Annotated in this window: 17 protein-coding genes and 1 riboswitch; of the genes, 2 read left to right on the plus strand and 15 right to left on the minus strand. The window is 66.7% G+C overall.

Going from position 1 to position 13,788, the window contains the following annotated elements; genetic code table 11:
* Positions 1-386 precede the first annotated feature (386 nt).
* Genes CK944_RS17040 through CK944_RS23295 form a run of 8 tightly spaced genes read right to left on the minus strand, consistent with a single transcriptional unit; the run spans position 387 to position 6,127 of the window.
* Complete coding sequence (locus CK944_RS17040) at positions 387-1,337, minus strand: threonine-phosphate decarboxylase (protein WP_103174279.1); 951 nt, start codon at positions 1,335-1,337, stop codon at positions 387-389.
* The gene (cbiB, locus tag CK944_RS17045) at positions 1,337-2,296 is read right to left on the minus strand and encodes an adenosylcobinamide-phosphate synthase CbiB (protein WP_229665265.1); all 960 of its coding nucleotides are present in this window, start codon (positions 2,294-2,296) and stop codon (positions 1,337-1,339) included. Before cbiB ends, CK944_RS17040 begins: the two co-directional genes overlap by 1 nt.
* Positions 2,286-3,020, minus strand: coding sequence for a propanediol utilization protein (locus tag CK944_RS17050; RefSeq protein WP_239986124.1), 735 nt, complete (start codon positions 3,018-3,020; stop codon positions 2,286-2,288). Before CK944_RS17050 ends, cbiB begins: the two co-directional genes overlap by 11 nt.
* A 35-nt stretch (positions 3,021-3,055) precedes the next feature.
* On the minus strand, positions 3,056-3,631 hold the full coding sequence (locus CK944_RS17055; RefSeq protein ID WP_229665266.1) for a histidine phosphatase family protein: 576 nt from the start codon (positions 3,629-3,631) through the stop codon (positions 3,056-3,058).
* A gap of 35 nt (positions 3,632-3,666) precedes the next feature.
* Complete coding sequence (locus CK944_RS17060; RefSeq protein ID WP_103174282.1) at positions 3,667-4,404, minus strand: adenosylcobinamide-GDP ribazoletransferase; 738 nt, start codon at positions 4,402-4,404, stop codon at positions 3,667-3,669.
* A complete protein-coding gene (gene cobT, locus CK944_RS17065) occupies positions 4,401-5,408 on the minus strand; it encodes a nicotinate-nucleotide--dimethylbenzimidazole phosphoribosyltransferase (RefSeq protein ID WP_103174283.1) in 1,008 nt (335 codons plus the stop codon). Before cobT ends, CK944_RS17060 begins: the two co-directional genes overlap by 4 nt.
* Positions 5,405-5,908 carry a bifunctional adenosylcobinamide kinase/adenosylcobinamide-phosphate guanylyltransferase gene (gene cobU, locus CK944_RS17070; RefSeq protein WP_103174311.1) on the minus strand — a complete coding sequence of 168 codons (504 nt, stop codon included), beginning with the start codon at positions 5,906-5,908 and terminating at the stop codon, positions 5,405-5,407. The genes cobT and cobU overlap by 4 nt, the downstream gene beginning before the upstream one ends.
* Positions 5,909-5,950: 42 nt before the next feature.
* Positions 5,951-6,127, minus strand: a complete 177-nt coding sequence (locus CK944_RS23295; RefSeq protein WP_158248036.1) for a hypothetical protein — start codon at positions 6,125-6,127, stop codon at positions 5,951-5,953.
* Positions 6,128-6,212: 85 nt separating this feature from the next.
* A riboswitch (cobalamin riboswitch) is annotated at positions 6,213-6,412 on the minus strand.
* A 124-nt stretch (positions 6,413-6,536) separates the two neighbouring features.
* On the opposite strand from CK944_RS23295, the gene cobF reads away from it, so the two are divergent.
* A complete protein-coding gene (gene cobF, locus CK944_RS17075) occupies positions 6,537-7,304 on the plus strand; it encodes a precorrin-6A synthase (deacetylating) (protein ID WP_103174284.1) in 768 nt (255 codons plus the stop codon).
* Here the strand turns inward: cobF and cobA are convergent.
* From cobA to cbiE, 5 genes are read right to left on the minus strand one after another with little or no spacing between them, the layout of a single operon-like run.
* The gene (gene cobA, locus CK944_RS17080; RefSeq protein WP_103174285.1) at positions 7,262-8,008 is read right to left on the minus strand and encodes a uroporphyrinogen-III C-methyltransferase; all 747 of its coding nucleotides are present in this window, start codon (positions 8,006-8,008) and stop codon (positions 7,262-7,264) included. The genes cobF and cobA overlap by 43 nt on opposite strands.
* Positions 8,005-9,312, minus strand: a complete 1,308-nt coding sequence (locus CK944_RS17085) for a cobyrinate a,c-diamide synthase (RefSeq protein WP_103174286.1) — start codon at positions 9,310-9,312, stop codon at positions 8,005-8,007. Before CK944_RS17085 ends, cobA begins: the two co-directional genes overlap by 4 nt.
* Complete coding sequence (cobM, locus tag CK944_RS17090) at positions 9,309-10,082, minus strand: precorrin-4 C(11)-methyltransferase (RefSeq protein ID WP_103174287.1); 774 nt, start codon at positions 10,080-10,082, stop codon at positions 9,309-9,311. The genes CK944_RS17085 and cobM overlap by 4 nt, the downstream gene beginning before the upstream one ends.
* Positions 10,079-10,462 carry a cobalamin biosynthesis protein gene (locus CK944_RS17095; protein ID WP_103174288.1) on the minus strand — a complete coding sequence of 128 codons (384 nt, stop codon included), beginning with the start codon at positions 10,460-10,462 and terminating at the stop codon, positions 10,079-10,081. The genes cobM and CK944_RS17095 overlap by 4 nt, the downstream gene beginning before the upstream one ends.
* Positions 10,444-11,619, minus strand: a complete 1,176-nt coding sequence (cbiE, locus tag CK944_RS17100; RefSeq protein WP_103174312.1) for a precorrin-6y C5,15-methyltransferase (decarboxylating) subunit CbiE — start codon at positions 11,617-11,619, stop codon at positions 10,444-10,446. The genes CK944_RS17095 and cbiE overlap by 19 nt, the downstream gene beginning before the upstream one ends.
* Between cbiE and CK944_RS17105 the strand changes: the two genes are divergently transcribed.
* Positions 11,597-12,361: a cobalt-precorrin-6A reductase gene (locus tag CK944_RS17105; RefSeq protein WP_103174289.1), complete on the plus strand. Its 765-nt coding sequence runs from the start codon at positions 11,597-11,599 to the stop codon at positions 12,359-12,361. The genes cbiE and CK944_RS17105 overlap by 23 nt on opposite strands.
* Here CK944_RS17105 and cobJ read toward each other — a convergent pair.
* Both cobJ and cobI read right to left on the minus strand, forming a co-directional pair.
* Positions 12,340-13,074, minus strand: coding sequence for a precorrin-3B C(17)-methyltransferase (gene cobJ, locus CK944_RS17110; protein WP_103174290.1), 735 nt, complete (start codon positions 13,072-13,074; stop codon positions 12,340-12,342). The genes CK944_RS17105 and cobJ overlap by 22 nt on opposite strands.
* Positions 13,071-13,787 (minus strand): precorrin-2 C(20)-methyltransferase, encoded by a 717-nt coding sequence (gene cobI, locus CK944_RS17115; protein WP_103174291.1) that lies wholly within the window; start codon positions 13,785-13,787, stop codon positions 13,071-13,073. The genes cobJ and cobI overlap by 4 nt, the downstream gene beginning before the upstream one ends.
* Position 13,788: the final 1 nt, after the last annotated feature.

Raw genomic sequence — 13,788 nt, forward strand, 5'->3', positions numbered from 1 at the left:
TGCCGCTGACTGAGGCCAAGCAGACTGGCAGCTGTCGCTGACCGCAAGCTGCCGTCCAGAACCTGCGCCACAACCTCGATCCGCTGAAGCTCGCGTTCGCTGATCAGGAGAAGTCCCATGCCGATGCCCTTGTGTCACATCCTGCGCGCAAGGCTCCGGCAGCAGGGCAAGGGCGACAAATCAACTTTGCCAGTTCGCGACAATTCCAAATGGTCTCTACATGACCCACCAGCCATATCGGGTGTTATGGAGTATTCTTTCAGTCCCCAAAGACTCCGGGGTCGTCAAGATATCCATACAGGGCATCACACCAGCCCGATTACTATCCCATCTTGCAGCAGAACGACATCCTGGCCAACCACTACGGCAAGTGCGCGTCATCGGCATCAGGTGCCCAGAGCTGCGGCCACCCGCTGCCATTCGCCTTCGTTTCCCGGCAGCCCCAGGCGGAGCCATCTTTCGGAATATGAAAAGCGGCGCGTCCAGATGTAGTGGCAGGCGAGGGCGTCCTGCGCCTGTTGCGCATTGGGGGTGTCATAAAGGCGGAACAGAAGGGTGCCGCCGGCTTGGATCCAACCGGCGCTTGCAGCCAGGCGATCGAGCCTTTCGGCTTCACCGGAAAGACGCCTGACAGTCCTGTCACGCCAGTCCCGGTCACCAAGCGCCATGCGTCCGATTTCGAGCGCAGGACCTGAGACCGGCCAAGGGCCAGCGAGCGCGGACATTCGCCGGATCACATCTGCGCCCCCGTAAACAAAGCCAAGCCGCAGCCCGGCAAGCCCCCAGAACTTGCCGAACGACCGCAGAACCAGCAGACGGTCGGAAGCTTTGGCCACAAGGCTTTCCGCCGGGTCCGGATCCACGAAGCTTTCATCGACGACCAGCCTTCCGACCGACAGGGTGAGGAGGCTCTCCTTGCGGCAGATCCGTCCGTCCGGGTTGTTGGGATTTACGACGACGGCAAGATCGGCGCCGGACAGGTCTTCCAGCCGAGCCACCTCCTCGACATGCCAGCCCGCCTGCCGCAGGCAGGCCGCGTGCTCGTTATAGGTCGGGGCGAGCACGCGGGCGAGGCCGGGCCTTTCCAGCAAGGGGATCATCTGGACCGCCGCCTGCGCGCCTGCCATCGCCAGCCCCGGGGCGGCGGTGCCGAAGGCCGTGGCGGCGGCCTCCATGAGGGCGGCCATCGCGCTTGCCGTGGGCAGGTTGGTCCATGCCCCAGGGGAAACTCGGGACACCGGGTAGGGCTGGCGGTTGATACCGGTGGAAAGGTCGACCCAGTCCCCCTGCCCCCATCTTGCCTGTGCTTCGTCAAGGTTTCCGCCATGGTCGCGCATCAGGATGCTCCGGTGATGATGGGAAGCAGCGACCAGAGCATCAGTCCAGCTGCCAGCAGAAGCATGGCCCGCCTGTAGAGCCCGAGCCCCAGCGTCACCGAGGCAGGCGAAGGATCCGGCGCCCCCTCGTTGAGCCAAGGCTCAGGGGCGACATGGCCGTCGTAGATCCGGGGGCCGGACAGCCGAACGCCCAGTGCTCCGGCCATAGCACCCTCGGGCCAGCCGGCATTCGGCGAACGGTGCCGGCTTGCGTCACGCATCATGACCCGGCCTGCGCGGAGGGGATTGCCACAGGCCAAGGCGAACAGCGCTCCGGTAGCCCGTGCAGGGATCAGGTTGACCAGGTCGTCCAGTCGGGCCGAAGCCCAGCCGAACTGCAGATAGCGCGGACTGCGATGGCCGATCATCGAATCCAGCGTGTTGATCATCTTGTAAACTGCTATGCCCGGCAGCCCGGCCATCGCGCCCCAGAAGACCGGTGCGACGATGCCGTCCGAGCTGTTCTCGGCCAGGCTTTCAAGCGCGGCACGGGCGACGCCAGCCTCGTCCAGAGCATCGGGATTGCGTCCGACGATCATCGACACGGCGTGCCGTGCGGCAGGCAGTTCCCCCGCAACCAGCGGCATTGTAACCGCCGCGACGTGCTCCTGCAGGGAGCGCATCGCGACTAGGGGCCAGGCAAGACAGCCGCCCACGAGAATGTTCAGGACATTGCCGGAAAGCAGGGCTTGCGCGACGGCAGAGGGCAGAAGGGCTGCGCCGATGCAGAGGATCAGGGCCAGCACCCCCATCGGTTTCTGGGGCAGAGCGGACTGGTTCAGCCTTGCGTCAAGCGAGACGATCAGCCGCCCCGCCCATGTCACCGGATGGCCGATCCGCGCATAAAGCCAGTCCGGCCAGCCGATCAGCCGGTCAAGGGCAAGCGCCACCAGCATCATCGCGGGGAACTCAGCGATCATCACTGCCGAACTTCAGAATGCCGACAACCCCGGCAGCCTCGAGCGCAGAGGCCGCGTCAGGCGGAACCTCGCCCTTCGGGAAGATCAGGCCGCGGGCTGAGCCGGTATGCGCCATAAGAAAACCCGCCGCCCCAAGGTGGCGGGCCAGTCCTTCCGTTGGATCGCCCGCCGGTCCCCGCATCCTCAGGCAGCGCCGGGCGCTTTCAGAGGCTAGCTCGGCAAAGGTGTGCAGCCTGTTGGCTCGCTCCCAGTCCGCGACGATATCCGAGACATCCGGAAAATCCATGTCGGCGGGATCGGTGGAACGGGGCAGACCGAAATAGCCACCGACGATCTCGTGGGCAGGTAGTGCAGGCAGTTGCTGCAGGATGCGGCCCTCGCGGGAGGCCCAGAGCAGTCGTTCGGGATGGGTGAAGGCAAGCGGATCCGAAGCCCCTTCTTCAGCCACGCAGGCCGCCATGAGGCGCCCTGCCGGCCCCTGCCAGCCATGAAGCAGGGCCGCCGCGACCAGCCGGGCGGTCGAGATGCCTGTGCCGGCCCCTGGAGGGGATAGTGTCGAGACGACCACCTCTCCCTGTCCGGCAAGCCCTAAGGCCTGCAGGAATCCGGAAAGTGGATTGGCCTCCTGCCCGCCCCTGTAGCGGAGTTCCGCCCGCAGTCCGGTCCTCGAGCAGGGAACCGTGATCAGGCCGAGCGCGCCGTTCGGCCCCAGCCTGCCCTGCACATATTCCCCGAAATGGCCGCGGATGCTGACGGTCCTCATGGCTGCCAATTGACCTCGGCAACGGACCAGTGGCCGTGCGGTCCCACGTAGAACCGGGTCAGCGACAGGGGCGCCACATGGAACGAAAGGGCGCCGGCAACTGACCCAACGGCAAGGGCAAGCGCCGCCCGAACGGTGCCTGCATGGGCAATGACGATCTGTGTGCCCCCTGCGCGGGCAAGATCCAGAAGGGCGGGGGTTGTCCGGGCGCAAAGGTCCCGAAAGCTCTCGCCCTGTGGGGGGCGGTGATCGGCCAGAGCCTCGGGGGCCAGGGTGCCAAGGTCGGGGATTGCTGTATGGTCCAAGCCTTCCCATTCCCCGAAGTCCTGCTCCCACAACCTTTCGTTCGTCCTCACGGCCAGTCCCGGCATCAACGCCTCGGCGGTCATCAGACAGCGCCGGGCCGGCGAGCTGGTCAGCATTGCGCCTTCCGGAATACGGGCCGCCAATGCCGAAAAGCCCGCTTGGTTCGACAGATCCGCCGGCAGGTCAAGGCGGCCGACAAGGCGCCCGGCCCCTGCCACCGGAGCATGGCGGATCAGGAACATCTCGGCATGGCGAAGTTCAGACACTGCCCACGGCTCTCCCGTCAGTTTCATTGTCCTGTTCACGCATGGGCGCCGAGCGTGAGCAGCATCGCCGCCTCGGCGACCTGCTGGCCTGCCCCCAGCACATCGCCGGTCTGTCCGCGGAGCTTCCTCCAGGCGATCACAGCCAACGTCGCTACCGCAAAGGCCGCAACGCCAAGCGCGGTCCAGCCCTGCGGCAGAAGCAGCATTGGCAATCCCCCCAGCAGGGCTGCCAGGATAACGCTTGCAGTCCCAACGCCCTTGCCCTGCGCTCCAAGCCCGTCCGGGCGTGCGGCCGGCAGCCATGCCATAAGCGCGGCCGGCGCCACGCGGCTGGCCATCGCAACGGCGATCAGAGCACCGATGGCCTCAAGCTCGGCAAGCGTCGCCAGTCCCAGCCAACGCAGCCCGAGCGACAGGATCAGCCCGACCGCCCCATAGCTGCCTATCCGGCTGTCCCGCATGATCTCAAGCCGCCGCTCGCGCGTGGTGCCGCCCCAGAAGCCGTCGCAGAGATCGGCGAACCCGTCCTCGTGCAGCGCCCCGGTCGTGATAACCTGGGCGGCAAGCGCAAGCCCGCCCGCGACCGGTGGGGACAGCCCAAGCGCCAGAGCCGCCACCATCACCCCGGCTGCAATAAGACCGACCGGCAGGCCGGCCAGGGGAAATGCCCAGGCCGCCGCGTCCAGCCTAGGGACGGGGTCGCGCAGGCGTCCGAACGGCACGCGCGTCAGCAGGATGACCGCTAGCTGCATCTCGGCAAGGCGCTGCCTCATGCACCGCTGATCCCGGCGTCGGCGAACGTGGCCATACCATTGTGGCAGGCCAGCGCCGAGCGCACGACGCCAAGGGCCAACACCGCCCCCGTCCCCTCGCCAAGCCGCATGTCGAAATCGAGGATGGCCGTCCTGCCCATGGCCGACAGCAGCTTCCTGTGTCCCGGCTCGACCGAGACATGGCCGACCAGGCAATGATCGAGAAGCCGCCGGTCCGCCGCGAACAGGGGCGCAACGGCGGCGGTGCAGATAAAACCATCCAGGATCACCGGAATACGGGCTGCGCGTGCGGCAAGAACCGCCCCGCAGATCGCCGCCTGCTCGCGGCCGCCGAGGGTCGAAAGGGTTTCAAGCGGGGCAAGGCCCGGATGGCGCGCAAGCCCGCGCGCGATCGCATCGATCTTGCGCCGAACGCCGTCGTCGTCCGAGCCGGTACCCCGGCCAACCCAGTCTGCGACCTCGCCCCCGAACAGCGCAGCACAGAGCGCCGCGGAAATAGTCGAGTTGCCGATGCCCATCTCGCCCAAGGTCAGGATGTCGGCTTGCGGATCGACGGCGGCCGCGCCACGGTTCAAGGCATCCAGCGTCTCGGCGTCGGTCATGGCCGGGCCAGCGGTGAAGTCGGCGGTCGGACGCTCGAGGTCCAGCGCGATCACCGACAGATCGGCGCCATTCACCCGGCAAAACTGGTTGATCGCCGCACCGCCTGCCTCGAAGTTCGCCACCATCTGCGCGGTGACCTCCTGCGGGAAGGGGTTGACCCCTTGAGCGCAGATCCCGTGGTTTCCGGCGAAGACAAGCGCCTGCGCCTTGGCGATCCTTGGCCGGTCATTTCCCTGCCAGGCAGCCATGAACAGCGCGATCTCCTCAAGCCGGCCCAGCGAGCCGGGCGGCTTGGTCAGGCTGTCTTGGCGGCGCGCGGCGGCGGCGCGGGTGGGTTCGTCGGCGACGGGCAGGGTGTCGGCGAGACCGACGATCTGGGCCAGGGTTTCCAGCTGCATCATTTCACTTTCATGGGAAGGCCGCACACGGCCAGGATGACCTCGTCTGCGACCTGCGCGACCTGCTGGTTCAGCGTCCCCGCAGCGTCCCGGAAGATCCGGGAAAGCCGGTTCTCAGGCACAATCCCCGCGCCGACCTCGTTGGTGACCAGCACTACGGGCGCAACCTGCGCGCCAAGCGTCTCGACCAGCCGGGCAGCCTCGGGGCGCCAGTCGCGCCCAGCCAGGATCAGGTTCGACAGCCACAAGGTCAGGCAGTCGACCAAACGGGGAGCCCCCTCCGTCAACGACAGCGCAGCGCAAAGATCCAGGGGTTCCGCATGAGTGCGCCAGGCCGCGCCTCGCCGCGCCTTATGGGTGGCGATCCGATCTTCCATTTCTGAATCGAAGGGCTGCGCGGTGGCGATATAGATCGCAGCCTCGCCAAGCGAGAGTGTCCGGCTCTCCGCGATCGCGCTCTTGCCTGACCGGGCACCACCTGTGACAAGGATGATCGATCCCATGAACATTCTATCCCGTGGTATTTCTGGCTTGGCCGCCGCCAATCACACCGTCATTTGCAAGATGGCGCGCAATCGGCTTGAGCTCGAGATGATGATTTCGTCCAAGATGACCGGATCCTGGGCATTGGTGGACATGGCTGGCACCACCGCAGCGATGGCCAGAATGGATAGCGACGAGAACCGCATGGTTCCCTCCCCGATTGGCCCGATGGGCCGCATGACAATCTGCCTGTGGGGATGCACCCGCAGACGGTTTCATTGTCACCGCTGCGGAATTGCCGCTCCTCGGACGCACCCCGCGCCGCGGATGGGTGATCGTCGAGGCAGGTCTCCTGACTTGCGGATCATCGCTCCGGCCAGCCTTCCCATGCCCGAAGACACAGTGGCAAATTGACCGTCGCTCACCGCTTACAGTTGCGGGGGCAGTCCGGGATTTGCCTGCAAGAGGCGCACCCGGTTCCCATATTAAGCCGCTCTCGCGGCACCACGACGCGTCCGTTCTGCGCCGAGCACGCTCCGGCTGTCAAGGCTGCTCTGCAGCCCTCCCAAGGCGTGCTGCGCGACCCTGCTCTTGCAAGCGGGAGACATTTCCCACTAGGCCGTGCCGGAAGCCCTGAGGAGCCTTGCCATGGAACTGACACTCGTCGGCATCGGGACCGGCAAGCCGGACCATCTGACCCTGCAGGCGGTCGAGGCGATCCGGGCGGCTGACCTCCTGCTGATCCCCGAGAAGGGCGAAGGCAAGCAGGAGCTCGCGGACCTGCGCCGCACGATCGTCGCCGGTTGCGTCGAGGATGACGGCGTCAGGGTTCTGTCCTTTGCCATGCCCGAGCGAGATCCCGCAGTGCCCGACTACAAGACCCGGGTCAAACTCTGGCATGATGCCATCGCGCAAGCTTGGCTTGATGCGCTGGCCCCTTATCCTGAAGCGCGGAAGATCGTGCTGCTCGTCTGGGGTGACCCGGCCTTGTTCGACAGCACGCTGCGCGTTGCCGAGCGGATCAGGAAGGCCTGTCCGCTAGAGCTGAAGGTCGTGCCAGGCCTGACGTCGCTGCAGGTGCTTGCCGCATCCCATGCCATCCCGCTCAACCGCCTGGCCGAGCCGTTCCTAGTGACCACCGGCAGGCACCTGCGCGAGCATGGCTGGCCCGAGGGCATCGATACGCTTGTGGTCATGCTCGACGGCGAATGTTCGTTCACCACGCTCGATCCGGCTGGGGTCTCAATCTGGTGGGGCGCCTATCTGGGCATGGAAGGTGAAATCCTCGACCAGGGGGCGCTGTCAGAAGCCGGCCCGCGCATCGTCGAGGCCCGTGCCGAGACACGGGAACGGCGGGGCTGGATCATGGACATCTACCTGCTGCGCCGCGAGACTTCCTCCGCAAGCGCGCCGTAGAGGATCAGCGTTGGGGCTATCGAACGCGTCTTCGCGCGGCAAAGATCGACCAGCTTGCCGATCGTCGCCCGGTGCAGCGCCTCCGCAGGGGTGGACACGCCGGCCGCCAAGATCGCCGGAGTTTCTGCCGGAAGTCCATGCGCAATCAGATGGGCAGCAAAGGCCGGAAAGGTGGCGCGCGCCATGTAGACGGCCGTTACCGCATGCGGGTCGGCCAGTGCGGCCCAGTTCAGATCGCCAGGCAGACCACCGGTAACATCATGCCCGGTCACGAACTGCACCCGTCGCGCGGTCAGGCGCCGGGTCAGCGGGATGCCCGCAGCTGCAGCGGCCGCAGCCGGAGCCGTCACGCCAGGAATGACCTCGTAGCCAATCGTAGCGGTGTCAAGAGCCGCGACCTCTTCCTCCAGACGCCCGAACATGCCCGCATCGCCGGATTTCAGCCGCACCACGCGGGCGCCCGCCGCCGCGTGAACCACCAGCAGGCGGTTGATGTCATCCTGCCGGGCTGAAGCCCGGCCTGCGCGCTTGCCGACCGGGATCAACTCGGCGTTCCTCGCGGCGAGTTCGAGGATCGGCCCCGAGGAAAGGTCATCGTAAAGCACGACCTCAGCCGCCTGCAGGCGCTTCATGGCCTTGACGGTCAGAAGCTCGGGATCGCCTGGGCCCGAGGACACGAAGCTGACAAAGCCCGCCGCTCTCATGACGCCTCCGAGATCAGGTGAAAGAAGGTGCCGGTGACGTTTCCCCGACGAGAGCCTGTTTCCGGGACAGCATTGCCTTCCGCATCGAAGACCTCGGCCAAGGGCGCATCGGGCTGCGCGAGGATGGTGGAATAGTGGAATTCATGGCCAAGCAGCCTCTGGCCGCGGCCCTGGCCTGGCAGGGGGGAAAGGAGCCTCGCCTGTCGGTATCCCAAATGCATTCGGCGGCTCGCATAGCTCGTTTCCAGACCCAGCAGCCCCGCCATCCGGTGGATCTGTCCCCCTTCATCCGTCAGGGCTTCCCCCAGGACCATGTATCCGCCGCATTCCCCGTGAACCGGCCCGCTCTCCGCAAACCGTCTCAAGCCGGCAAGAAAGACCTGCGCCCCGGCCAGGCGGCTCGCGTGAAGCTCCGGATAGCCCCCCGGCAGCCAGCAGCAATCGGCATCCGGTGGGGGCTCGTTGGCCAACGGAGAAAATGGCAGGATCTCGGCCCCCGCGTCCTGCCAGGCAGCGACAAGATGGGGATAGGCAAACGAAAACGCCTCGTCGCGCGCAAGGGCGATCCGCTGGGCTGGGGGGCGGATGCGTCTTGGCGGCTGCAGGGGTTTGCCGCCTGCCACCAGTGTGCGAAGAGCCACAAGATCGACATGCGCGCGCAGGAAGCCGGCATAGCCGGCGATCGCCGCATCAAGGTCCGGATGCTCGACCGCCTGGACAAGCCCGAGGTGACGTTCGGGCAGCGTCAGATCGCCACGTCGAGGCAACGCCCCGAATACCGGTATGCCGGCGTTGTCCAGGGCCAAACGGCACAGCCGTTCGTGCCGAGGCGAGGCGACCCGGTTGAGGATGACACCTGCGACCTGCACGTCCTGGCGGAAATGCCGCAGTCCCAGCGACAGCGCCGCGACGGTTTGGGCATGGCCGGACACGTCCATGACCACCACCACCGGCCAGCCTGTCACCGCGGCGATATCCGCCGTTGATCCATTGCCCGTGGCCCCTGCCCGGGCCACCCCGTCAAACAGCCCCATCGAACCCTCGGCGACCGCCATCTCGCCCGGCAGCCCCAGCTGGTCGGCCAGCAACCCTGGGTCCATCGCCCAACTGTCGAGATTGCGGGAATCCTCGCCGCAGGCGGCGCGATGGAAGGCGGGGTCGATATAGTCGGGACCGCACTTGTAGGGGCGAACCTTCACCCCGTCCTCGGCAAGACAGCGCAGCAAGCCCAGCATCACTGTGGTCTTGCCCGCGCCCGAGCGGGGGGCCGAGACGATCAGCCCGGGGATCGTGGCCCGGCTCATCCCTTAACCGCATCGGCACGGCCCGCACGGAAACGGCGGTCATAATCGGCGGCGTAGAGCCGGCTCTCGTGGAAGCCTTCAGCCGCCAAAGCGCGACCCACGAGGATCAGGGCAGTCCGCTCCATCGTCTCGCCCACGTCGGCGGCGATGGAGCGGAGCGTTCCCCGCACAATCCGCTGGTCCGGCCAGCTCGCCCGCCAGACAACGGCGGCAGGACAGTCGACGCCATAATACGCACCGAGTTCAGCGGCGACCTCCTCCAGCCGGTGGATGGAAAGATGGATGGCCAGTGTCGCACCCGTGGCTCCGAAGGTGGCCAGCGTCTCGGTCGGGGGCATAGGCGAGGCGCGGCCAGAGATCCGGGTCAGCACCACGCTCTGGGCAATGCCCGGCAGGGTCAGTTCCGCCCCCAGGGCGGCGGCGCCTGCCGCGAAGGAAGGGACGCCCGGCGTGATGTCATAGGGGATGCCAAGCTCCCGCAGTCGGCGCAACTGCTCGCCCATGGCAGACCAGACCGACAGGTCGCCCGAGTGCAGGCGCGCCACGTCCAAGGCCTGGGCGTGGGCGGCGGCAATCTCGGCCATGATGCCGTCGAGGCTCATGGACGCGGTGTTGATGATCCGCGCCCCCTGGGGGCAGTGCCGCAGCATCTCCTCGGGGATCAGGGAACCGGCGTAAAGACAGACGGGCGAGGCCGCGATCAGGTCCCGCCCCCGCAGGGTAAGAAGGTCAGGCGCGCCGGGGCCTGCGCCGATGAAGTGAACGGTCATGGAACGGGCCTTTCGGACTGGGCAAGGGCGGCAGTGACGCATCCGTCGGCCGAAATCACACGCGGCTCGACAAGGCGCGCACCGGGGCCGGCAGCGATAATGGCGCAAGCCTCGGCAAGGCTGCCGGTCCCGAAGCGAGCCAGGATGCGAGGACTGCGGGTAGGAGTGCTGACGCCCAGCAGCATCTCCTCGGGGATCAGGACGAGCCTGAAGCCGGCCGCCTGCAGGCCTGCCACGAGAGGATGGGCTTGCCGAAAGGCAGGCACGGCAAGCGTCAGCGGGGGCATGACCTGCAACTGCCGGAACAGGTCCTGCACGCCTTCAGGGGTGGCTGCTGCACGCAGACCAAGTCCGACCACTCTCAACGTGTGACGCTCCATTGCACCACCGGATAGCTGGCCTTCCAACCGCGCCTGCTGCCCAGTGGCGCCGCTTGCGACAGCTCGATCCGAAGAAGCGTGCCCCTCAGCCGCGCTTGCGCACCGGCAAGCAGGCTTTCGGTTTCCAGCGTGACGCCATGGGCGACGATGCGGGTATTGGCGGGAAGGATTGCCCACAAGGCGTCGAGCAGCGGAGCGTCCAGACCGCCGCCGATGAAGACGGCATCGGGCGCGGGAAGGCTCGGCAGAAGCGCCAGCGCTCGACCCTCACGTATCTCGAAATGCGGCACCCCGAGGGAGCGGGCGTTGGCACGCGCCCTTGCCGCGCGGATCGGGTCGCGCTCAACCCCGATGGCGCGGTTGCGGGGATGGGACAGAAGCCACTCGATCCCCACCGAGCCGCTGCCTGTGCCAAGATCCCACAGCAGTTCGCCGGGATGGGGCGCAAGCGCGGAAAGAGCCAGGGCGCGCACCGGGCGCTTTGTTATCTGGCCATCATGATCGAAAAGATCATCCTCCAGACCCGAGGAATGCGGTAATCCCTTCCCACCCCGGACCTCGACGGCACAGGCGACAAGGTTCTCGCATTGCGGCAGCGCCTCCTGGGCGAGATATCGGCGGACACGCTCTCTGGGGCCACCCAGATGTTCCAGCACGTGCAGCGTGGAGGCGCCAAAGCCGAGCGAGGTCAGGTAACCCGCCAAGGATGCGGGCGCTGATCCATCCCTCAGGGTGACGATCAGCCTTGCACCGTCGGATAAGTGTCGGCGCAGCTTCTCGACCGGTGCGGCGTGGAGGCCGAGGCACAGAACCTCCTCCAGGCGCCAGCCGAGGCTCGCGGCGGCCAGGGACTGCACAGAGAGGGCGGGATAGGCGCGCCATTCCCCGGGTTGCAGTTCCTGCGCAAGGCTGCCGCCCGCGCCGTGCCAGAAGGGATCACCGGAAACCAGCGCGACCACCCGCTTGCCGCGCAACGTCAGCAGGGGCACCAGCGAAAACGGGACGGGCCAAGGGGATTTGGAGGGATGGTCCACCATCGCCAGGTGGCGCGGACTGCCGAAGACGACTTCGGCCCGTTCCAGCGCATCACGGCTTGCCTCGGACAGATCCTTCAGGCCATTTTCCCCAATGCCGATGATCGATAGCCACTCAGCCATTCCGCCCACCCTCATCCTGGGCGGCACCACCGAGGCGAGCCACCTTGCGCAGGCCGTGGCCGATGCGGGCCTGCCCGCGATTCTGTCTTATGCCGGACGGGTGGCAAGCCCCCGTTCGCAGCCGGTGCCCATCCGCAGCGGCGGCTTCGGCGGGACCGACGGGCTTGCCGCCTTCCTGAGGGTGAACGGCATCGGTCAGGTGGTGGATGCGACCCATCCCTTTGCCGCCCGGATCAGCCGCAACGCCGCGCTCGCCTGTGCCGCCGCCGGGATGCCGCTCTGCGCGCTTGAGCGGGCGCCCTGGATGGCCCAGGCGGGCGACGACTGGACCCGTGTCCCGGACATCGAAGGAGCCGTGGCCCAGTTGGACGGTCCCGCCAAACGGGTGTTCCTGGCGATCGGGCGACAGCATCTCGCCAGCTTTGCCCATCTCGGGCAGCATCGTTTCTTGACCCGGACGGTCGATGCGCCCGCCGCAGACTTTCCCCTGCCGGACGCCGAAGTGATCGTCGCGCGCGGCCCCTTCAGGGTTGAGAACGACATGGAGCTGATGCGCGCGCATGGCACCGAACTGCTGGTCGCCAAGAACGCGGGCGGGGCTGGAGCCGAGGCGAAAATCCTTGCTGCCCGGGCACTCGCCGTCCCGGTCATCATGATTGACCGGCCGGAACTGCCCGACCGCCCCCTGCGCCGGACCGTGGCCGAGATCATGGACTGGCTTCATGCCCGCCTCGGCGTATAGACGAAACGCCCGATGCGGCGCGTGGCTGACGAGCCGAGGATGACCAACGTGCGCATGTCCGCCATCTCGGGGCGCGCCTCTTGAAGAGGCACCACATGAATCTCTTGCTGGGGGGTCGTGACCGCACGGGCGAAGATCATCAGGCGGTCAGGTTCGACCTGGTCATTCAGCAGATCCAGCAGAGATGCGAACTGATGCGGGCGCGAGGCCGAACGCGGATTGTAGAAGGCCATCACGAAGTCGGCCTCCAACGCCAGGTGCACCCGCCTGAGCACCAGATCAAAGGGCTTTAGGTTGTCCGACAGGTTGATGGCGCAGAAGTCATGACCCAAGGGCGCGCCGGCTGCGGCAGCGGCAGCCAGCATGGCTGTGATGCCTGGCAGGACGCGGATGTCCAGGTCCCGCCAAGGGGCGGGGCCGCTCTCGACGGCCTCGAAGACCGCCGAGGCCATGGCAAAGACACCGGGATCGCCCGATGATACGATCACGGCGTGGTTTCCTTGTGCCGCAAGCTCCAGCGCGTGCCGGGCGCGGTCAAGCTCGACCCGGTTGTCGGAAGGATGCAGGCGCAGGCCGTCGCGCGGGGAAATGCGGGACACATAGGGAATATAGCCGATGACGTCGGTTGCCCGATCCAGCGCCTCCAAAACCTCGGGCGTGACCATCCCCTCGGCGCCGGGACCAAGACCGGCGATAACAAGAGAGCCCGTCACGGCCTGCGTCCTTGTCCATGAACCAGCACGATCGAAAAGTAGGGCACCGGCCCTTCGACTTCCGACAACATGCGAACCCGCTCCTCGGCCATGGTGCCGTGCTCGACCAGCCATGCCTGATCCGCCCTGCCCGCAGCCTGCAGAGCTGCGCGCAGGCGTGGCAGGTTGCGGCCGATCTTCATGACAACCAAGGCATCGGTGTCGCGGATACGCCGCGCCAGTTCGCCTTCAGGCAAGGTCGCGGGCAGAACCGTAAGGATGTCATCTCCCCAGGTGATCGGAAGGCCCGTGGCGGTCCAGCAACCGGCCATGCCGGGAATGCCCGGCACCACCTCCACACGCTCGCGCGGCAGGCGGGCATAAAGATGCATGAACGAACCGTAGAAGAAGGGATCTCCCTCGCACAGCACGACCACGTCCTCATCCTCGGACTGTCGCAGAAGCTCAGCCGTCCAATGCTCGTAAAAACCTGCAAGCGCGGCGTTGTAGCGCGGGTCCGAAACGGGGATCTCGGTGGTTACGGGATACTCCATCGCGATCTCGACCGCCTGTGACGGAAGGAGCCCCTCGACAAGCCTGCGCGCCACGCCCATGGCGCCCGCCTTGCGGAAGAATGCCACGCGCCGCGCACGTGTCAGATAGCGATGGGCCTTGACGCTCATCAGCTCGGGGTCGCCGGGACCGAGGCCGATGCATATGATCTTGCCGGTCATG

The sequence above is a fragment of the Paracoccus sp. SY genome (assembly GCF_002901215.1).
Lineage (GTDB): Bacteria > Pseudomonadota > Alphaproteobacteria > Rhodobacterales > Rhodobacteraceae > Paracoccus > Paracoccus acridae.

Coding starts and splice junctions, on each gene's coding strand:
- CK944_RS17040 (WP_103174279.1), bottom strand. CDS start 1,337: ATGCGCGACCATGGCGGAAACCTTGACGAAGCACAGGCAAGATGGGGG.
- cbiB (WP_229665265.1), bottom strand. CDS start 2,296: ATGATCGCTGAGTTCCCCGCGATGATGCTGGTGGCGCTTGCCCTTGAC.
- CK944_RS17060 (WP_103174282.1), bottom strand. CDS start 4,404: ATGAGGCAGCGCCTTGCCGAGATGCAGCTAGCGGTCATCCTGCTGACG.
- cobT (WP_103174283.1), bottom strand. CDS start 5,408: ATGATGCAGCTGGAAACCCTGGCCCAGATCGTCGGTCTCGCCGACACC.
- cobU (WP_103174311.1), bottom strand. CDS start 5,908: ATGGGATCGATCATCCTTGTCACAGGTGGTGCCCGGTCAGGCAAGAGC.
- CK944_RS23295 (WP_158248036.1), bottom strand. CDS start 6,127: ATGCGGCCCATCGGGCCAATCGGGGAGGGAACCATGCGGTTCTCGTCG.
- cobF (WP_103174284.1), top strand. CDS start 6,537: ATGGAACTGACACTCGTCGGCATCGGGACCGGCAAGCCGGACCATCTG.
- cobA (WP_103174285.1), bottom strand. CDS start 8,008: ATGAGAGCGGCGGGCTTTGTCAGCTTCGTGTCCTCGGGCCCAGGCGAT.
- CK944_RS17085 (WP_103174286.1), bottom strand. CDS start 9,312: ATGAGCCGGGCCACGATCCCCGGGCTGATCGTCTCGGCCCCCCGCTCG.
- cobM (WP_103174287.1), bottom strand. CDS start 10,082: ATGACCGTTCACTTCATCGGCGCAGGCCCCGGCGCGCCTGACCTTCTT.
- CK944_RS17095 (WP_103174288.1), bottom strand. CDS start 10,462: ATGGAGCGTCACACGTTGAGAGTGGTCGGACTTGGTCTGCGTGCAGCA.
- CK944_RS17105 (WP_103174289.1), top strand. CDS start 11,597: ATGATCGATAGCCACTCAGCCATTCCGCCCACCCTCATCCTGGGCGGC.
- cbiE (WP_103174312.1), bottom strand. CDS start 11,619: ATGGCTGAGTGGCTATCGATCATCGGCATTGGGGAAAATGGCCTGAAG.
- cobI (WP_103174291.1), bottom strand. CDS start 13,787: ATGACCGGCAAGATCATATGCATCGGCCTCGGTCCCGGCGACCCCGAG.